Source organism: Micromonospora sp. NPDC049679 (assembly GCF_040659735.1).
In the GTDB taxonomy this organism is placed as follows: domain Bacteria; phylum Actinomycetota; class Actinomycetes; order Mycobacteriales; family Micromonosporaceae; genus Micromonospora_I.
In genome coordinates this window covers 90,021-104,721 of sequence record NZ_JBFANZ010000017.1, presented here as the reverse complement: position 1 = coordinate 104,721, position 14,701 = coordinate 90,021, and the positions used below count along the sequence as shown (strand labels likewise).

The following is a 14,701-nucleotide window of genomic DNA, read 5'->3' as shown; positions in this document are numbered from 1 at the left end:
TGACGGGTATCCGGCTGAGCGCGTCCGACGCGGTGCGTGAACGGCTATCGGAGCGCGGCGTCGAGCACGAACTGCGGGGCGAACCCGACCACGAGCGCCACCAGCGTCGCGCCCCCCAACGCCACGGCCACCGGCCACGGCACCCGTACCCGCGCGGGCGTCGCGTGCTCACCGGTCGTCGGCGCGTAGAGGACGGCGGAGACGCGTACGTAGTAGGCGAGCCCGACCACCGCGTTGAGCGCGACCAGCACGGCGAGCCACCCCGCTCCCCCGCCGACCAGCGACCGCACCACCGCCACCTTGGCGAAGAGTCCGGCGAGGCCGGGCGGCAGCCCGGCGAGCCCGATCAGCGCGAGGACGAGCGCCGCGCCCACCCAGGGATGGCGGCGCGCCGCTCCCCGGTACTCGGCGATCGAGCCGCCGTCCGCGCCGGCCGGGCGCAGCGCCACGAGCGCGGCGAAGGCGGCCAACTCCAGCACGACGTAGAAGATCGTGTACGCCACGGCGGCGGCCACCGCCATCGTGCGGGCGTCGTTCGTCCGGCCGGCAGCGGTCGCGGCCGCGCCGAGCGGCGCCAGAATGTAGCCGGCCTGCGCCACCGACGACCAGGCCAGCAGCCGTACCGTCCGGGTCTGCCGCAGCGCTACGACGTTACCCACAGTCATGGTCAACACGGCGAGGATGGCGAGCGCTACTCCCGACACCTCGGCCCAGGGCCAGAGCCCGTCCACCACGACGTAGAGGATCGCGACGACGCCGCCGAGCTTCGAGGCGGTCGACAGGTAGGCGGCCACCGGCAGCGGGGCGCCGTCGTACGTCGTCGGCGCCCAGGCGTGCAGCGGCACAGCGGCGACCTTGAACGCCAGGCCGACCAGCAGCAGCACCACGGCCACCCGGCTGAGCCGCGCCATTCCCGGCGACTCCGTCGCGGACGCGGCGTGGAGCAGGTCCAGGTGCACGGCGCCGTTGGCGGCGTAGAGCAGCGCCGCGCCGAGCAGCGTGACCGCGGTGGCGACGACGCTGACCACGAAGAAGGTGACCGCGGCCTCGGCGGACGCCACGGCGCGGCGACGCAGCCCGACCAGCACGTAGAGGGGCAGGGTAAGCGTCTCCAACGCCACGATCAGGGTGATCAGGTCGCCGGCCGCGCCGAGGACCACGCCGCCGGTCATCGAGCAGGCGAGCAGGAAGCAGTACTCCCCCGCCGGAACGGACGCCACACGCAGCGCGGGCGCGGAGAGCGCGAGCACCGCCGCGGTGAGAAGCGCGAACAGCACCGCAACGAGGGCCGCCCGGCCGTCCGCGACGTACGAGCAGTCCGGCGGGACCTCGACCGCGTCCGGGGCGGGCATGCCGGTGCAGAACGTGGCGCGGGCGGGCTGGGTCGCGGCCGCGCCGGCCGCGACCGCCGTCAGCAGCGACCCGACGATCGCCACGGCGAGGGTGGCCCCGCGCCGGGCGACGAACAGATCGGCCAGGAGCACGAGTACGGCGGTGCCGGCCGCCAGGTAGGCCGGAAGGAGCGCGAGACTGTCGACGGCCTGGGTCACCGGACCACCTCCACCAGGGCCTGCACCGGGGCGCCGGCGAGGCCGAGCACCAGGGCCGGCACCAGCCCCACCGCCAGCGCGAGGACGACCAGCGGCGCCCAGGCCACCGCCTCCACCCCCGCGATCCCCCGGCAGTCGGCGGCGGTGACCACCGGCGACGCCGGACCGTGCGTGACCCGGCGGAGCAGGCGCAGGAAGTACGCGGCGGTCAGCGCGCCGCCGAGCGCGGCCAGTACGGCCAGCGTCGTCCAGAGCGGGCCGCCGCGGCGCAACGCGGCGACAACCGCGAACGCCTCACCCCAGAAGCCGGCGAGGCCGGGCAGCCCGAGCGAGGCGATCGCCGCGTAACCGAGCAGCCCGGAGAGGAACGGCATCCGCTCCCGTAGGCCGCCGAGCGCGTCCAGCGCGCCCGTGTGGAACCGGTCCTTGACCGCCCCGGCCAGGAAGAACAGCAGTCCGGTGATGACACCGTGCGCGATGTTGCCGATCAGCGCCGCCTGGATGCCGGTCGCGGTGAGCGTGGCGATGCCGAGCAGCACGAAACCCATGTGTCCGACACTGGAGTAGGCGATCAGGCGCTTCAACTCGACCTGCGCCAGGCAGACCAGCGACCCGATGATGATCGCGGCGACGGCGAGCACGCCGAGCACCGGCGCGGCCCACCGGGCGCCCTCGGGGGCCACCCCGACGGCAACCCGGATGAGGCCGTACGTGCCCATTTTGAGCAGCACCCCGGCGAGGATGACGCTGCCGACGGTGGGTGCCTGGGTGTGCGCGTCGGGGAGCCAGGTGTGTAGCGGCCAGAGTGGGCTCTTGACCGCGAACGCCACCGCGAGCAGCACGAACGCGGCGAGCTGAACGGGGCGCGACATACCGGCGCCGCCGGTGAGCGCCACGATGTCGGCGGTGCCGGCAGCCGAGATCACGGTGAAGACGCCGACCAGCAGCAGGACCGAGCCGAAGAGCGTGTAGAGCGCGAACTTTCGGGCGGCCGCCCGGTGCGGACGGCTGTCGCCTGCTCCGCTGCCATCGCCACCCCAGCCGGCGATCACGGCGTACATCGGCAGCAGCACGACCTCGAAGAAGACGAAGAAGAGCACCAGGTCGAGAGCGAGGAAGGTGCCGAGGATGCCGACCTCGATGACCAGCAGCAACGCGACGAGGGCGCGCCCCGGCCGGGCTCCGGGGGTGCGCCAGACGGTGTAGGCGCAGCAGAGCAGGGTGAGCAGCGTGGTCAGGACCACGAGCGGGTAGGAGAGCCCGTCCACCCCGAGATGGAACCGCAGATCGAGCCCGGGCACCCAGGTCAGATCCAGCTCGTGCCACGGTTGGACGGCCGACACGCCGGCCTGCGCGGGCCGGGGGGTGGACCAGCCGCGGCTCCCGATGTAGAGCAGCAGGCTGACCACGAACCCGACCGCGGCGAACGCCGTCCCGAGCAGCCGACCGGCGCGGTCGGCCCGGGCCGGCACCAACGCCACGACAGCGGCGCCGGCCGCCGGCACCGCCAGCGTCGCGGCGAGCGCGAACTCTCCGCCGTTCACTCCGCCACCCCCCGTCGGGTCATGTGAGGCCTCCGAAGACGGCGGCGGCAAGGCCGATCAGCAGGGCGCCGGCCAGTACGGCGGTCGCCGCGCGGGGCAGCCCGGCCCGGTGCAGCGCGGCGACCGCGCCGCCGAGCCCGAGCGTTCCCCGTCCGGTCCGCTCGACGGCACCGTCCACCACTGTCTCGTCCACACGGCGTACGGCCCGGGCGAGCGCCCGCACCGGTCGGACGACCAGGACGTGCTGGAGCTCGTCGAGCCAGAAGGCGTGCGCGAAGGCCGGCCGCAGCGGACCGAGAGCGCGGGCCGGATCGACCGTCGGGTCGCGGCGCCAGAGCAGCCACGCCGACCCGGCACCGAGCAGCAGCAACGCCAACGGCAGCAGCAACTCCGGCCCGAGATGCACCAGGCTCTCGTGCCGCGGCAGCAGAGTCCGGTGTTCTCCCCCGGCGACCGGCTGCAACCGCCGGGCGAACGCGTCCGCGAAGACGGCGAGTCCCAGCAGCCCGCTCGGCACCGCGAGCAGCAGCACCGGCCAACGCATCAACGCCGGCGGATCGTGCGGGTGCGCGGCGGGCGACCGCGTGACGCCCAGGAAGGTACGGAGCAGGAGGCGGGTGGCGTAAGCGGCGGTGAGCGCGACCCCGACGAGGCCGGCGAGCCAAACCAGCCAGCCGAGCCAGCCCGGCACCGGCCCGTCGCCATGCGTCGCCCGCTCGGCCACCGCGAGGACGCTCTCCTTGCTCCAGAACCCGGCGAGGGGCGGCGCCCCGGCGAGGGCGCCCAACCCGATCGCGGTGCACCAGAACGTCACGGGCATCGCACGACGCAGTCCGCCCATCGCCGACATCAGGTTGGTGCCGACGGCGTGGATCACGCATCCGGCGGCGAGGAAGAGCAGCGCCTTGAAGGCGGCGTGGGTGAGCAGGTGGAAAAGCGCAGCCGACGAGGACCCGACGGCGAGCGCTCCGGACATGTAGCCGATCTGCGACACCGTCGACCAGGCCAGAACCCGTTTGATGTCGTCCTGCGCGGTCGCGGCGAACGCACCGAGCAGCAGGGTGATCGCACCGAGTACGCCGAGCACGGTCAACGCGATCGGCGCGGCCAGGAAGAGCGGGTACAGCCGGGTCACCACGTAGATGCCGGCCGCCACCATCGTCGCGGCATGGATCAGCGCGGAGATCGGGGTCGGGCCGGCCATCGCGTCGGGCAGCCACGTGTGCAGCGGGAACTGGGCGCTCTTTCCGGCCACCCCGGCGAGCAGCAGCAGGCAGGCGAGGGTCAGCGTGCCGACGCCGAGGTCCGCGGCGAGTACGTCGGCGATCCGGAAGCTGCCCGCCTTGATGCCGAGCAGCGCGATCCCCAGCAGGAATCCGACGTCGCCGACCCGGGTGACCAGGAACGCCTTCACGGCGGCCGCCGGCGCCTCGGGCAGCCGCCGGTCGTGGCCGATCAACAGATAGGAGCAGATCCCCATGACCTCCCAGCCGACCAGCAGCATGAGGAGGTCACCGGCGACCACGACCAGCAGCATCGCGGCGGTGAAGAGGCTGATCTGGGCCGCGTAGGGCGGGTAGCGGTCGTCGTCGGCCAGATAGGCGACGGAGTAGACCTGCACCGCGAGCGCGACCGCGCCGACCGCCACCGCCACGAGAGCGGCCACGGGATCGAGCCGGACACCGTAGGTCACGGTCAACCCGCCGAAGTCCACCCACCGCGCGCTGCTCTCCACCGGGCCGTCCAGCGACGCCAGCAGCGCCGTCGCGATCAGCAGCGCGGCGGCCGCGCCGGCGATGCCGAGCCCCGCGGCCACCGCGCGGGAGCGCAGCGGCAGGAGCAGCCCGACCAGGGCGAACCCGAAGGGTACGGCCGGCAGCAGCAGTCCGAGCGATTCGACGGTCACCGCGCCACCCGCTCCCCCGGCGCCGCGTCCGTCGGCCGCACCGCGATGCCGCCGTCGCCCTCGACCGGCTCGCCGCCGAGCGGCACCTCGTCGACCGCGACGCTGGACCGCAGCCGGTAGAGGTGCAGCACGATGGCGAGCCCCACCCCCACCTCGGCGGCGGCGATCACGATGACGAAGAGCGCGAAGACCTGCCCGCTCTGCGGCAGCACCGCCCGGACCGTGGTGTCGGCGGTGACCAGGATCAGATTGACGGCGTTGAGCATCAACTCGACCGACATGAGCAGCAGCACCGCGTTGCGTCGACGCAGCACGCCGTAGACGCCGAGGCCGAAGAGGAGCGCGGCGGTGACGTAGGGGATGACGGGACGGATCACTGCCCCTCCCCCTCCGCCGGCGCGCCGATCTCGGGGCGGGAGAGCACGATCGCCCCGACCAGCGCGGCGAGGAGGAGCACGGAGAGCACCTCGAACGGGAGGACCCAGGAGCCGAAGACGGACGTCCCGAGCCGCTCCGCGGTGCCGGCCTCCGGAAGCTCCACCGTGGACCACCGGAAGGCGTCCACGAGCAGGGCCGCCAGGCCGAGGCCAGCTCCGCCACCGACGAGGGCGGCCGGCCAACCCGGCCGGTCGAGGTCCTCGGACGCGCCGATCGGTGCGCGGGTCAGCATCACCGCGAACAGCAGCAGCACCACCACGGCGCCCACGTAGATGAGCACCTGCACCCAGGCCACCAGCTCGGCGGTGAGCACCAGGTAGAGCCCGGCCACGGCGGCCAGGCAGACCACCAGGTAGAGCCCGGCACGGACGAGATGGCGGGTGGTCACCACGAGCAGCCCGGCGCCGGCCGCCACCGCACCGAGCGCCAGCAGCAGCACGTCCGCGCCGGTCACGCTTCTGCCTCGGGGGGCGCCACCTCGGGGCTGGGACGGGCGGGACGCTGCGGGCGTACGGCGGGCGCCCCCGGACCACCGGCGGCGGCCTTGCGGGCGGCCGTGGTTTCCTCCTTGGACGCCTCGCCGTTGGGATCGTGCGCGGGCGGCGGCGGCACGGTCGCCATCCACTGCCCCAGATGGTCCTTGTCGTGCATCAGATCCCGGATGTCGTATTCGGAATATTCGAACTCCGGCGACCAGTAGAGCGCGTCGAAGGGGCAGACCTCGACGCAGATCCCGCAGTACATGCAGAGCGAGAAGTCGATGTCGAAGCGGTCGAGCACGTTGCGCTGACGCGGGCGGGCCGCGCCCGGCACCACGACCTCTTCCTTGTGCGAGTCGATGTAGATGCACCAGTCCGGGCACTCGCGGGCGCAGAGCATGCAGACCGTGCAGTTCTCCGCGAGCAGCGCGATCACACCGCGCGAACGTGGCGGCAGCTCCGGGGCGACGTCCGGATATTGCTGGGTGTGCGTCGGCCGGACCATCGTCTTGAGCGTGACGGCCAGTCCCTTGACCAGCCCCTCGCCGTGTCCGCGCTCGCTCATGCCGCTCGCTCCCTCATGTGCCTCATCCTGCCCCGTCCGTCGCGCGGGCGCGAGCACCCCCTCCCGCCGCGGTGACAGCGGCAGGTCGTCGCTGCGGCGGCGGAGCGGCCGCGCCGAGTGTCGCGGGAGGTGGAACAGCCCGTGCACACCTCGGCACAGCCGCCGGCCCGACCGGTTTCACGCGGACGGGTGCTATCGGGCCGGAACCCTGACCGTGATGTTGTCGAAGTCGGGCGCGGCGGCGCTCGGATTGAACAGCGTCAGCGTGTTGGCGCCGGCTCTGAGGGTGACCGTGACGACCAGAGCCCCGCTGGTGCTCCACCCGCCGGTGCCCGGGAAGCTCAGCGAGAGCGGAGGACCGCCGTTGACGCTGAGCTGCGCCGCACGGGTGCCCTCACCGTTGACGTAGCCGAGTGTGACAACGGCCGGGCCACCCGTCCGGGCGGTGACGCCGTTGATTCGCAGCGCCCCCATGTCGCGGCCGATGTTGCCCACCTTCTTCCGGCCCGAGCAGCCCGGACAGTTGAAGGTCCTGGTCCCGGCCAGGCCGTTCCCCGCCGACTCGGCCTCATACGCGGTGACGACCGACCGCGCGGGCGGGGTGGTGGCAGCGGTCGGCCGTGGTGGGGGCGGTGGCGGTGGCGGGGTGCCGGTGGGAACCACGCTCGGCGTCGCCGGGGAGGGCGCCGGAACCGGGACGGTCGGGGTGGGGAACCCCGGGTCCTCCGTCGCCGGCGACCCCGGCAGGTCGGGTGCCGCGCCGGTCGCGCCCGTACCCGGGTTGGGGACCACCGAGTCCGGACGGATGAGATCCAGCTTCAGCACCGTCAGCACCAGCACCAGGCTCAGATAGCCGAGTACGACCGCCGTCAACAGGCGGACGGGGCCGATGCGCCAGATGCCGTCGCGACCGCCTCCATGACGTGCGCTCAACCTCGCGCTCCCTTTCGCGCCGGTACGCCCGGCGCGGATCATCCGAGCCCGGTGTGACAGATGCCACACGATTGTATGGGCGCACGCGGTCTTTGACTGCCCGTGATTTTGCGTGCGCGCACACCTACCGAGAACGACAGCGGAGGGCATCCCTCAGGCCGGTGGCAGAACCTCCACTCCGAGCTGTTGCAGGAGCTGGAAGAGCTCGTTGACGCTCCACGCGTCGATGATCTTCCCGTCGGTGTCGAAGCGGAGGAACGTCGCGCCGGAGTAGCTGACCAACTGGCCGGTCGGCGGGACCGGACCGAACTGGCCGAGCTGCGTGCCGGCCGCCCGCCACCGCACCGCGGCCCGATCGGCGGAGACGACCAGGTCGACCACCTTGTACCGCAGATCGGGGAAGGCCGCGCGGCGGTCACGGTGCCAGGCGAGAGTGCCATCCGGGCCGGTCGCGCCGAGGCCCGGACAGTCGGCCGCGACGATCTCGTACGCCGTCTCCTCCCGACCACCGTTCCAGACGTCCGCCACGAACCGCCGTACCGTGCTCTCGATCTCCGTCACGGCCCGCAGCCTATCGACCTCCGTAACAATCTGTATTGACCCTGACGCGGCGTCAGGGTTTCTACTGGACGGGTGTTGACGATCTCGAAGCTGGCCGATCTGGTGGGGGTCACCCCGCGGGCCATCCGGCACTACCACCGTGTCGGACTCCTGCCCGAGCCGCCCCGGCGGGCCAACGGATACCGCAGCTACGGTCCGGCGCAGCTGATCCGGCTCACCCGGATCCGCCGGATGCAGGAGATCGGGCTGGGGCTGGCGGAGATCGGGCGGCTGCTCGGGGATGCCGCCGAGCCGGGCGACATGCGCGCCGCACTGCGTTGTCTGGACGAGGAGTTGGCGCGCCGCGAGCGCGCCATCGCCGACAAACGCGAGCAGATCGCGGCGCTGCTCGCCGGCCCGGACGACGTGACGCTCCCGCCGCCGCTCGCCCACGTTCTCGACCGGGCACAGGCGCTCGGCGCCGATCCGGCCGACCTCGCGCGGGAACGGGAAGCGCTCGCCCTGGTGGTGCTCCTCAGCCCGGAACAGGTGCCCCACCTGGTCCGGCTCTACGAACAGATGCTCGGCGACGCTCCGGCACTGGTCGCGCTGACGCGCCGCTTCTCGGCGCTGGCCGACGCCGATGCGGACGCCGCCACGACCGGGGCGGAGGTCACCTCCCTGGCCGCCGCCATGATCACCACCCTGCGTGGGCTGGACATGGGCGCCGGCGAGGGGGACGCCGGGCGGTACGCCATCTTCGAGGCCTACCTCACCGAAACCCTCTCCCCGCCCCAGCGCCGCTGCGCGGAGCTGATCGCGAAGGGACTGTCATGCGACTGACCTGGCGGGTCGTCCGGTTCGAGGCGGCGTTGTGGCGCTCGCTGTTCCTCCTCCTCATCGGCCGGCGGGACGGCGTCGAGGCGGGAAGCCGCGTCTTCAGTTATCACCGCGCCGTCACCCCGGTGTGGCTGACGCTGGTCGCCGTCAGCGCGGTCGAGGTCGTCGCCGTGCACGTGATGACACCCTGGGCGTCGCTCCGGCTGGCGCTGCTCGTGGTCGGCGTCTGGGGGCTGCTGCTGCTCCTCGGGTTGTGGGCGTCGTACGTGGTCCGCCCGTACGTGGTCGGCGACTCGGGCGTCCGACTGCGCCACGGGACCGCCCGCGACCTGCGGCTGCGCTTCGACGAGCTCGCCTCGGTCGCGCCCGCCACCGTCCGCGCCTGGGACGCGGGCGGGCTGGGTGCGGCCGTCGCTGTCGACGCGCGCCGGCTGGCGTACGTCGTGGGCGGCGAAACCCGCATCGTGCTGACCCTGGCCGCGCCACGGACCGTCCCCGCCGGTCGTGGTCGCTGGGCCGAGGTGGACGAGATCCACATCGGCGCGGACGATCCCGACGCGCTGCTGGCCGCCCTCCGATCCGGGCTGACACCTCCGGTCGCCACCGACCTGCCCAGCTGACGGTCAGGGAAGGGCGACCCGGACGGCGGCGGTCAGCACCAACTGGCCGAGGGAGACCGGCACGAGCACCAGCCAGCACAGGCGCTGCAACTGGTCCTCCCGCAGCCGCGGGTACGCGACCCGGAGCCAGATGACCACGAAGGCGACGGCGAAGATCTTGACCAGGGTCCAGAGCCAGCCCAGTTGGTCATCGAAGGGACCACGCCAGCCGCCGAGGAAGAGCACGGTGGTGAGCGCGGCGATCACGACGATCCCGACGTACTCGGCGAGCAGGAAGAAGGCGAACCGCAGCCCGGTGTATTCGGTCAGGTAACCGAAGACCAGTTCGGAGTCGGCGATCGGCATGTCGAACGGTGGCCGACGGATCTCGGCGAGCCCGGCGATGAAGAAAACGATCATCGCTGGCGCCTGCCAGAGCAGCCACCACGGGCGCCACGCCTCGACGATGCCCGACAGCGACAGGGTGCCGGCCGCCATCGCGACGCTGGCCGCGGCGAGGACCAGCGGCAGCTCGTAGCCGAGCACCTGAGCGGCCGCGCGCAACCCGCCGAGCAGGCTGTACTTGTTGGCCGACGCCCACGCCGACATGAGCACCGCGACCACGCCGACACCCACGACGGCGAGGACGAAGAACAGTCCGATGTCGAGCGGTTGAGCCACCAGGTCGCCGGGGCCGAGCGGGATGACGAGCAGGACCAGCAGGTAGGGCACCAGCGCGATCACCGGAGCCAGCCGGAACACCACCGGGTCGGCGGCGCGCGGCGTGATGTCCTCTTTCTGGACGAACTTCACGCCGTCGGCGACGAGCTGCGCCCAACCGTGGAAGCCACCGGCGTACATCGGGCCGAGCCGGCCCTGCATGTGCGCCATCACCTTGTGTTCCACCTGGCCGACGATCAGCGGCAGGGTGAGGAACGCGGCGAGCACGGCGATGACCCGGACGGCCAGCTCGAGCCAGAGCGGCATCAGACATCGCCTCCGGCGCTCGGTCCGGCCTGCGGACCCCACTCGGTGGGCAGCGGCACGCCCGGCGGGCGCATCGGCTGGCGCCGGCCTGCGCCCCCCTCCGCCTCACCCGGCTCCTTGGCGCCCGGCCACGGCTTGGCCACCCGCGACGCCAGCACGAACTCCTTGCGCAGCGGATGCCCCTCGAACTCCGGCGGCAGCAGCAGCGGCTTCAGCCCTGGATGCCCCGCGAAGTCGATGCCGAACATCTCGTGCGTCTCGCGCTCATGCCAATCCGCGCCGGCGAACACGTCGACCACGGAATCGACGGTGGCGGCGTCCCGGGGGATGCGGGTGCGCAGGAGCAGCCCGTGCCGGTGCCGCGTCGACCACAGGTGGACCACCACGGTGAACCCGTCGGGCAACTCGTCGACGGCGGAGAGCCAGTCGAAGAAGTCACAGGACAGCTCGGTGTCGTCGCGCGCGACCCGGACGGCCTCGCGCCACCGCTGGGCCGGCACGTCCACGGTGGCGCGCGCGTACGCCTGACCGCCGGACACGCCGGTCTCCAGCGCGGCGACGTCGAGAACCGCGGCCAGCCGGGCACCGACGTCTTCGGGGGTCATGCGCCTGATCCTAGGACGTCCGCCGCCGATCCCGACGTACCCGGTGTGCCCGCCGTGGGCCGGGCACGCTGCCCGGCCTCGGGTTTGCCGGGCGGCCACCGGCGCGGAGGGCCAGAATGACCAGGATGCGGGCAGTCATGGTGACCCCGGGGGTCAAGGATTCGCTGCGTCTCGTCGACGACGCGCCCGAGCCGTCCGAGTCGGAGGGCGCGGTGCTCGTCGAGGCCCTGGCCGTCGGCATCTGCGGCACCGACCGGGAGATCATCTCCGCCGAGTTCGGCGAGTCGCCGCCCGGCTCCGATCACCTCGTGCTCGGGCACGAGTCCCTCGGCCGCGTGCTGGAAGATCCGACCGGGACCCTGCGCCCCGGCGACCTGGTCGCCGGCATCGTGCGTCAGCCCGACCCGGTCCCCTGTCCCAACTGCGCCGTCGGCGAGTGGGACATGTGCCGCAACGGAAAATACACGGAGCACGGGATCAAGGCCGCGCACGGCTTCGCCCGCGAACGGTGGCGGATGCCGCCCGACCGCCTCGTCCGCCTCGATCCCGCCCTGCGCGAGGTCGGTGTCCTCCTCGAACCGACCAGCGTGGTCGCGAAGGCGTGGGAGCACATCGAACGGATCGGCAGGCGGGCGCTATGGGAGCCGCGCACCGTGCTGGTGACCGGGACCGGCCCGATCGGTCTGCTGGCCGCGCTGTTCGCGAAGCAGCGCGACCTCGACCTGCACGTCCTGGCGCGCGGCACGAGCGGCTTGAAACCGGCGCTCGTCGCCCAACTCGGCGCGCGCTACCACACCGGGTCGGCGATGGACCTCGACTTCGAACCGGACGTGGTCGTCGAGTGCACGGGCGTGGACTCGGTGGTGCTCGACGTCATGCGCAAGGCCGGCCCGGACGGCGTGGTCTGCCTGCTCGGGGTCGGCACCGGCGAGCCGCGCGACGGCGTGGACACCAGCGTGTTCGCCCGCGACATCGTGCTGCGCAACAACGCGGTCTTCGGCTCGGTCAACGCCAACCGCCGCCACTGGACGCAGGGCGCTGAAGCGCTCGGGCGGGCAGACGCCGGATGGCTCTCCAGCCTCATCACCAGCCGCTTCCGGGCGAAGGACTACGCGCAGGCGTACGGCGCTCCCGGCGGTGAGATCAAGGTCGTGCTGGAGTTCTAGATCGGCCGCTCCTGCAGCCCGGGCAACCTGTCATTGCGGAAGAGGTCCACGAAGATCTGATGGTCCTGCCGGGCCCGCGCGCCGTACGCGTGCGCGAACTCGACCAGGTGCTGCACGAAGCCCGGCTCGTCCTTCTCCACCGCGGCCACGATCGCCTCCTCCGTCGAAAAGTCGACCAGGTCGTGGCTGGACTCGTCGTCGGCCACCGAATGCATGCGGGCCACCGCCCGGCCCAGGTCGCCGATCACCCCGGCCAACTCGTCCGGCTCGTTGACGTCGGACCAGTCCAGGTCGGCCGCGTACGGCGAGACCTCGGCGACGAGCTGGCCCACCCCGTCCAGCTCGGTGAAGCCGAGCCACGGATCCGCGTGGGCCTGCAGCGCCCGCTGCGACTCCGCGGTCCGGTGCCCCTGGTGGCGGAAGTAGCCGCGCACCGTGTCGTCGTCGACGTACCGCGCCACCGCGGGCACCTGGGCCTGCTTCATGTAGATGACGACGTCGTTCTCCAGTGCCTGCGTGTGCCCCTCCAGCAGCAGGTTGTACGAGGGCAGCCCCGCCGACCCGATCCCGACCCCCTTACGGAGCACCACGTCCTTGATCTTGGCGGCGACCGGGCGCAGCGCGGCGGTGGCCGGCGGCAGGGCGGTCAGGTACTGCTGGAACGCGGCGAGCACGCGCTCGCGGGTCGCCGCCGTGATCTCGTACACGCCGTCGGCGAGCGCGAACCGCCGCTCGTAGTTGTCGATCGTGGTCTGCTGGCCGAGCAGGTCGACCCGGGTGTTGAGCCGGGCCTGCTGCAGCACCCGGCGCAGCACGCCGTCCGCATTGGCGAGGGTGATGGACCCGATCGCGTCGTCCCCGCCCGCCGCGATGGCCCGCAGTTCGGTCAGGTAGGCGGTCGCGAACCGGGTCACCAGCTCGCTGATGACGCGATCGGAGAGCGCCTTGACGTACCCGATCAGCGCGACGCTGGCGGCGAAGCGCCTGACGTCCCAGACGAACGGGCCGACGTACGCCTCGTCGAAGTCGTTGACGTTGAAGACCAGCTCGCCGGAGCCGTTCATGTAGGTGCCGAAATTTTCCGCGTGCAGGTCACCGTGGATCCACACCCGGCTGGTGCGCTCGTCCAGGAAGCGGTCGTCGGCGAAGTCGCCGCACATGTCGGCGTAGAACAGCGAGGCGCTGCCGCGGTAGAAGGCGAACGGGGTGGCCGCCATCTTGCGGAACTTGCGTCGGAACGCCGCCGGGTCCAGCGCCATCAGCTCGCCGAACTCGGTGGTCACGACGTCGACGATGTGCGCGGCGCGGGTCTCTACGTTCATGATCGAAACCGTAATCGAGGCGGGCGACGCCGGTCTGCTGAACGAGGAAGGCGTACCTGGTCAGCGACGCTGCGGGTCGGCCGGATCGGCCGGCGGCGCGGCCCCGCGCGCGGGCGTCGGCCCGGTGGCGGAGGGCGACCGCACCAGTGGCGCGGCGAGCGCCTCGGCGGATCGGGCACCGGGGCGGTCGGTCGGCGACGCGAGCGGGTCGGGGCGGGACACGCCGCCGATGCCGGCCTGCTCGGCGGCGATCTTCTCCTGGAGACGCAGGATGCCGTGGAGCAACGCCTCGGGCCGGGGCGGGCAGCCGGGGACGTAGACGTCGACCGGGATGATCTGGTCCACTCCCTTGGTCACCGAGTAGGAGTCCCAGTAGGGGCCGCCGCAGTTGGAGCAGGCGCCGAACGAGATGACGTACTTCGGCTCCGGCATCTGGTCGTAGAGCCGCTTGATCGCCGGCGCCATCTTGTCGGTCACGGTGCCGGAGACGACCATCAGGTCGGCCTGGCGGGGGCCGTGCGCGAACGGGATGACGCCGAGCCGGATGAAGTCGTGCCGACCCATGCTGGTCGCGATGAACTCGATCGCGCAGCAGGCGAGGCCGAAGTTGAAGACCCACAGCGAGTAGCGCCGGCCCCAGTTCAGCACGAACCGGATCGGCTCGCCGAGCACTCCCGGCAGCTGCACGATCTCCCCCCTCGTTTCCGTCCCGTTGCCGATAGTCAATCACAGCGCGCGCGCCGCGAACCTGCCGTCCCGCGCCCCCAAGATCGCGTGATCAGGGACTACGTCCGGCGTGTCGTCGGCGCGCCGCGTCACCGCTCCCTGATCACGCGGATCCTCGCGCGTTCACCGGTGCCCCGTACTCCCCCGGCCACCAGGCGCACGCGCGCATGTCGACTCCGGCGCCGCGCAGCGTCGCCCCCTCTGCGGCGAGGCGGTCACGCGCCTCGACCTCGTGCCCCGGGGGCAGCCGCCCCGCGCTGTTCACCACCCGGTGCCACGGGACGCCGCCGCCGTACCGGGCCATGATCGTGCCGACGAGCCGCGCCGAGGCCCGCCCGGAGCGATCCGCGAGGTATTCGGCGACCGCCCCGTAGGACATCACCCGACCCGGCGGGATCCGCTCGACGAGCGCGAGCACCTCTTCGACGTACTCCTCTGGCGTCACGGACCGCCACGATATGGGATGTTCGAGTGATCTTGCGAGGATGACCGCGCAGAATG

General features: G+C 72.5%; 15 protein-coding genes and 1 pseudogene. 3 read left to right on the top strand and 13 right to left on the bottom strand.

Going from position 1 to position 14,701, the window contains the following annotated elements:
• Positions 1-44: 44 nt before the first annotated feature.
• The 8 genes from AB0J06_RS13840 to AB0J06_RS13805 form a co-directional block, all read right to left on the bottom strand.
• A complete protein-coding gene (locus AB0J06_RS13840) occupies positions 45-1,550 on the bottom strand; it encodes a proton-conducting transporter membrane subunit (protein ID WP_357428194.1) in 1,506 nt (501 codons plus the stop codon).
• Entirely contained in the window at positions 1,547-3,094 is a 1,548-nt protein-coding gene (locus AB0J06_RS13835; RefSeq protein WP_357428192.1) for an NADH-quinone oxidoreductase subunit M, read from the bottom strand. Before AB0J06_RS13835 ends, AB0J06_RS13840 begins: the two co-directional genes overlap by 4 nt.
• A gap of 19 nt (positions 3,095-3,113) precedes the next feature.
• The gene (locus AB0J06_RS13830) at positions 3,114-5,000 is read right to left on the bottom strand and encodes an NADH-quinone oxidoreductase subunit L (RefSeq protein ID WP_357428190.1); all 1,887 of its coding nucleotides are present in this window, start codon (positions 4,998-5,000) and stop codon (positions 3,114-3,116) included.
• On the bottom strand, positions 4,997-5,374 hold the full coding sequence (gene nuoK / locus AB0J06_RS13825) for an NADH-quinone oxidoreductase subunit NuoK (RefSeq protein ID WP_357428238.1): 378 nt from the start codon (positions 5,372-5,374) through the stop codon (positions 4,997-4,999). Before nuoK ends, AB0J06_RS13830 begins: the two co-directional genes overlap by 4 nt.
• A complete protein-coding gene (locus AB0J06_RS13820; RefSeq protein ID WP_357428188.1) occupies positions 5,374-5,892 on the bottom strand; it encodes an NADH-quinone oxidoreductase subunit J in 519 nt (172 codons plus the stop codon). The genes nuoK and AB0J06_RS13820 overlap by 1 nt, the downstream gene beginning before the upstream one ends.
• The gene (locus tag AB0J06_RS13815; RefSeq protein ID WP_357428186.1) at positions 5,889-6,482 is read right to left on the bottom strand and encodes an NADH-quinone oxidoreductase subunit I; all 594 of its coding nucleotides are present in this window, start codon (positions 6,480-6,482) and stop codon (positions 5,889-5,891) included. Before AB0J06_RS13815 ends, AB0J06_RS13820 begins: the two co-directional genes overlap by 4 nt.
• A 192-nt stretch (positions 6,483-6,674) precedes the next feature.
• Positions 6,675-7,415 (bottom strand): hypothetical protein, encoded by a 741-nt coding sequence (locus tag AB0J06_RS13810; protein ID WP_357428184.1) that lies wholly within the window; start codon positions 7,413-7,415, stop codon positions 6,675-6,677.
• 153 nt (positions 7,416-7,568) lie between these two features.
• Positions 7,569-7,976 carry an ester cyclase gene (locus tag AB0J06_RS13805; protein WP_357428182.1) on the bottom strand — a complete coding sequence of 136 codons (408 nt, stop codon included), beginning with the start codon at positions 7,974-7,976 and terminating at the stop codon, positions 7,569-7,571.
• 72 nt (positions 7,977-8,048) lie between these two features.
• On the opposite strand from AB0J06_RS13805, the gene AB0J06_RS13800 reads away from it, so the two are divergent.
• Together AB0J06_RS13800 and AB0J06_RS13795 are read left to right on the top strand one after the other, a co-directional pair.
• Positions 8,049-8,798 (top strand): MerR family transcriptional regulator, encoded by a 750-nt coding sequence (locus tag AB0J06_RS13800; RefSeq protein WP_357428180.1) that lies wholly within the window; start codon positions 8,049-8,051, stop codon positions 8,796-8,798.
• Positions 8,789-9,415, top strand: coding sequence for a hypothetical protein (locus tag AB0J06_RS13795; RefSeq protein ID WP_357428178.1), 627 nt, complete (start codon positions 8,789-8,791; stop codon positions 9,413-9,415). The genes AB0J06_RS13800 and AB0J06_RS13795 overlap by 10 nt, the downstream gene beginning before the upstream one ends.
• 3 nt (positions 9,416-9,418) lie before the next feature.
• On the opposite strand, the gene AB0J06_RS13790 is transcribed toward AB0J06_RS13795, so the two are convergent.
• Together AB0J06_RS13790 and AB0J06_RS13785 are read right to left on the bottom strand one after the other, a co-directional pair.
• The gene (locus AB0J06_RS13790) at positions 9,419-10,381 is read right to left on the bottom strand and encodes a complex I subunit 1 family protein (protein WP_357428176.1); all 963 of its coding nucleotides are present in this window, start codon (positions 10,379-10,381) and stop codon (positions 9,419-9,421) included.
• Entirely contained in the window at positions 10,381-10,986 is a 606-nt protein-coding gene (locus AB0J06_RS13785) for an NADH-quinone oxidoreductase subunit C (protein WP_357428174.1), read from the bottom strand. Before AB0J06_RS13785 ends, AB0J06_RS13790 begins: the two co-directional genes overlap by 1 nt.
• Positions 10,987-11,111: 125 nt before the next feature.
• Between AB0J06_RS13785 and AB0J06_RS13780 the strand changes: the two genes are divergently transcribed.
• Positions 11,112-12,152, top strand: a complete 1,041-nt coding sequence (locus AB0J06_RS13780) for a glucose 1-dehydrogenase (protein ID WP_357428172.1) — start codon at positions 11,112-11,114, stop codon at positions 12,150-12,152.
• Here AB0J06_RS13780 and AB0J06_RS13775 read toward each other — a convergent pair.
• From AB0J06_RS13775 to AB0J06_RS13765, 3 genes and pseudogenes are all read right to left on the bottom strand, one after another.
• A complete protein-coding gene (locus AB0J06_RS13775) occupies positions 12,149-13,474 on the bottom strand; it encodes a DUF2252 domain-containing protein (RefSeq protein ID WP_357428170.1) in 1,326 nt (441 codons plus the stop codon). The two genes, AB0J06_RS13780 and AB0J06_RS13775, sit on opposite strands and share 4 nt — an antisense overlap.
• A 123-nt stretch (positions 13,475-13,597) precedes the next feature.
• Positions 13,598-14,161, bottom strand: a pseudogene (locus AB0J06_RS13770) (NADH-quinone oxidoreductase subunit B family protein); the annotation flags it as partial.
• A gap of 142 nt (positions 14,162-14,303) precedes the next feature.
• Positions 14,304-14,645, bottom strand: coding sequence for an MGMT family protein (locus tag AB0J06_RS13765; protein ID WP_357428168.1), 342 nt, complete (start codon positions 14,643-14,645; stop codon positions 14,304-14,306).
• Positions 14,646-14,701: the final 56 nt, after the last annotated feature.

Coding starts and splice junctions, on each gene's coding strand:
- AB0J06_RS13815 (WP_357428186.1), bottom strand. CDS start 6,482: ATGAGCGAGCGCGGACACGGCGAGGGGCTGGTCAAGGGACTGGCCGTC.
- AB0J06_RS13795 (WP_357428178.1), top strand. CDS start 8,789: ATGCGACTGACCTGGCGGGTCGTCCGGTTCGAGGCGGCGTTGTGGCGC.
- AB0J06_RS13790 (WP_357428176.1), bottom strand. CDS start 10,381: ATGCCGCTCTGGCTCGAGCTGGCCGTCCGGGTCATCGCCGTGCTCGCC.
- AB0J06_RS13785 (WP_357428174.1), bottom strand. CDS start 10,986: ATGACCCCCGAAGACGTCGGTGCCCGGCTGGCCGCGGTTCTCGACGTC.
- AB0J06_RS13780 (WP_357428172.1), top strand. CDS start 11,112: ATGCGGGCAGTCATGGTGACCCCGGGGGTCAAGGATTCGCTGCGTCTC.
- AB0J06_RS13775 (WP_357428170.1), bottom strand. CDS start 13,474: ATGAACGTAGAGACCCGCGCCGCGCACATCGTCGACGTCGTGACCACC.